The organism is Protofrankia sp. Cr1 (assembly GCF_963555865.1).
Classification (GTDB): Bacteria; Actinomycetota; Actinomycetes; order Frankiales; family Frankiaceae; genus Protofrankia.
Map to the genome: position 1 here is coordinate 1 of NZ_CAUVXO010000529.1, position 3511 is coordinate 3511.

Annotated in this window: 3 protein-coding genes; 2 read left to right on the forward strand and 1 reads right to left on the reverse strand. The window is 68.1% G+C overall.

Features of this window, described 5'->3' with window-relative positions:
- Positions 1-102 precede the first annotated feature (102 nt).
- Positions 103-534, forward strand: a complete 432-nt coding sequence (locus U9980_RS25210; RefSeq protein ID WP_322770207.1) for a hypothetical protein — start codon at positions 103-105, stop codon at positions 532-534.
- A gap of 173 nt (positions 535-707) precedes the next feature.
- The gene (locus U9980_RS25215; RefSeq protein WP_322770208.1) at positions 708-2258 is read left to right on the forward strand and encodes an AMP-binding protein; all 1551 of its coding nucleotides are present in this window, start codon (positions 708-710) and stop codon (positions 2256-2258) included.
- A gap of 67 nt (positions 2259-2325) precedes the next feature.
- On the opposite strand, the gene U9980_RS25220 is transcribed toward U9980_RS25215, so the two are convergent.
- The gene (locus U9980_RS25220; RefSeq protein WP_322770209.1) at positions 2326-3315 is read right to left on the reverse strand and encodes a helix-turn-helix domain-containing protein; all 990 of its coding nucleotides are present in this window, start codon (positions 3313-3315) and stop codon (positions 2326-2328) included.
- Positions 3316-3511: the final 196 nt, after the last annotated feature.

The following is a 3511-nucleotide window of genomic DNA, read 5'->3' on the forward strand; positions in this document are numbered from 1 at the left end:
TCGGTACCGCCGATGGCGGTGCGTAGCGCGCCGAGTTTCTCCTCCACGTCGGCCTTGATCGTGGCGTCGATCTTGTCGGCGTTCTCGGCCAACTACCACTCGATGCCGTCCGCCGTACTCGACACGGTCGCGGCGTACCGGGCCGCTTTCCGGCCGTCGCAGACGCTGCGTGCACCGTACGTTATGGTCTCGGCGGACGTCGTCGTCGTCGCCGACGATGACGAGACCGCCCGTCGGCTGGCGAGCGGGTACGGTCCGTGGGCGGGCAGCATCGGCAGGGGTGAGGGCGTCGTCCCGTATCTCACGCCGGCCGAGGTGACGGCCTTCCCGTGGACGGAGGAGGACCATGCGCTGGTCGCGGATCGGGTCGACACCCAGTTCGTCGGTTCACCCGCGACCGTCGTCCGGGGGCTGCGCACGCTGCGGGACGTCGTCGTCGCCGACGAGCTGCTCGTCACCACGGTTACCCATGACCACGCAGCCCGGGTGCGTTCCTACGAACTCCTCGCCCAGGCGTGGGCACGCCTGGGCTGAGCGCCGAGCGGGCCCGGTTCACCATGGTGTCTGTACAGGTAAGCGGTCCGCCGGCGTCCTTGCCGATTGCGCTCTCCATCTCCTGGTAGCAGTTGTCCGCGGCGCATTGACGCCGGCGCCCATCGGTGCTGTTTTCTGACGCGGGCTATTCCGTGGGTTGGAAGGAGATCGTCGTGACCAGGCAGTTAACCCTTGCCGCTCTGCTCGCGCAGGTGTCGATGGTGCGCCGTGACGCGTTAGCCGTGGTGGACGACCGCGAACGCATCACCCACGCCGCGCTGCGGGCCCGCATTGACGAGGCGGCCACCGGGCTGGGGCGGCTGGCCCTGACGCCCGGGAGCCGGTACGGCGTCCAACTCGGTAACTCGGTCACGGCACTGGCGGTGCTGTTCGCGGGTTGGGCCCATGGTGCCGTGCCCGTCAACGTCAACCGCCGCTACCGGGCGACGGAGGTCGCGGACCTCGTCGACACCCATGGGCTTCGCGGATTGATCACCGAGACGCACCGGGCAGAGGAGATGCGGGAGGTCACCGGACCACGCGGCCTGGGGCTGGCTGTGCCGGGCAGGGATGCCGCCGACGTGCTCGATGTGCTCTCGGTGCCGGTTGGTGCGGTGCCGGTTGGCAGCCGGCCTGACGACTACCTGCTGTTCACCGGCGGGACGACGGGCCGGCCCAAGGCGGTGCGCTGGCATCAGCACGACGCCTTCCTGGCGGCGATGCACCCCCGCAATCGCGCCGAGTTCGTCCGCACCGCAGAGGAACTGGGGGAGCATGCCGCGGCCGGTGGTCCGGCCACGCTCGTCGCGGCTCCTGTCGATCATGCTTTCGGTCAGTGGGTGGCGGTCGCGACCCTTCTTGCCGGCGGCACCGTCGTGATGACCGACCGCCGCCCCTTTGATCCGGGGTTCGTCCTCGACCTTGCCCACCGCGAGCGCTGCACCGATCTCAACGTGGCGGGGCAGGCCTTTGTCACCGGACTCGTCGGGGCGCTGGAGTCGGGCGCTGTTGTCCCGGCCGGCCTTGAGCGGTTGGTGACCGGGGGAGCCGAGACGCACGACCGCACCAAGCGCGCTCTGTGGCAGCATGTCCCGCGGCTACAGATCATCGAGGGTATCGGTGCCTCGGAGACCGGAACGCTGGGCCGTACCGTGCAGACCGCGGACGCGTCCGCTCCGCTGACACCCCGGTTCGTGCCCTCGCCCGGCACGGCCGTGGTCGACGAGAAGCTCCGGCCTGTGCGGGCGGGCGAGGAGGGCCGGCTTGCGCGCCGGGGCTGGGTCGCCATGGAGTATCTCGCGGACGAGGCGGCGACGCGGTCGCGCTTCCCGGTCGTCGCCGGTGAACGGTGGGCGGTCCTCGACGACGCCGCCCAACTCGAAGCGGATGGCACGTTCGTACTGCGTGGACGCCTGGACCGGGTCATCAACACCGGCGGCGAGAAGGTGCATCCGGGCGAGGTCGAGGAGGTTCTGCTCGCGTATCCGGACGTGGCGGACGCCGTCGTCCTGGCCGAGCCCGACGAACGGTACGGCACTCGGGTGGTCGCGCTGGTGGTGTTGGGGGCCGCCTCGTGTGACACCGAGGGGCTACGGGCCTGGGCACGGACGCGCATGGCCGGATTCAAGGTGCCGGCGCGCATCGTGTCGGTACCCGCGGTGCGCCGCCTGTCATCGGGAAAACTGGACCTGCCATGGGCCTGGGAGCAGCTCGAACATGGATGACCATGGCGTCCGGTGGTCACTGTCAGTCGGTGGCCACTGTCAGTCGGTGGTCACTGCCAGTCGGCAGTCACTGCCGTCCGACGGCGCGGCGGCGGATCTGGCCGGGTGGCATACCGAACTCCTGACGAAACAGCCGGGTCAGATGCGGCTGGTCATGGAACCCCCACCGGGCCGCGACGGCACTGACACCGTAACTGAGGAACAACGGATTCTCGAGATCTTTTTTCACGTGTTCCAGCCGCTGGTGGCGGATGTAGGCGGCGACGGAGACGTCCTGCCCCTGAAACAGGCGGTGCAGATACCGTGGCGAGATATTGTGGGCCGCGGCGACGGTGGCCGGCGTGAGATCCTCATCGCCCAGATGGTCGCGGATCCAGTGCATGATCTGTAATCGGCGTGCCGCCGCGGGTGTGGCCTCGGGGCTGTCGTCCAGCTGGGTGAGTGCCGCTGCCAGTAGGTCCATACAGGCGGTTCCCAGCCGGCGGCGGGTCTCATCGCCACATTCCTCGACATGAGTCTGCAGCGTTCGGACATAGGAGTGCAGCACAGCGCCCGCACCGTCATGGGTTGGCAGGACGCGGGCGGTAAAACGCTCCAGCAGACTCGCCGGCACTGGCAGCATGCGCGGCGGAAACATCAGCACGCTGAGTTGGTAATCCTCGCGGAAGTACAGGCTGTACGGCCGGGTGGTATCGGACAGGGCCAGATCGCCGGGGCGGAGCTGGCATTCGCGGCCGTTCTGCGTCAGCACACCGACTCCGGATATCTGAATGAGGATCTTGTGGAGCGCAGGACTGGCGGCCTGGTCGGCACGAGCGGTGCGGACAACTCCGTGTGCATTTCCCCGTACGGAGAGAAAGGGCAACGGGCCGACCTTGGCCTCACGTAGTACAGCACGGAACGGCCGGTGGTCGACCAGAGCCGGTTCGAGGGGGCCGAAAGCAGCGCCGACCGCGTTCCGCCAATGATCCAAATCGTGGGAGCCGACCCTGACCGGCTTCTCTGTAGCAGACGACAACCGCTCTGGCCCATCACCCGCCGCGTTCGTGGTGCGCACCCGGCCTCCCCGACGAGTCTGTTCTACGGCAACAAGATCTTATTGGTAATGAACGGTACACGAAAAGGCAATAGTCCAGACGCTCGTTGACAACCCTGCCGCCGGGTCAGGGGCGAGCCTGTTCACGCGTGACTGAGGCTTCGCCGGTTGGCACGTTGGCACGTTGGCACGTTGGCACGTTGGCACGTTGGCACGT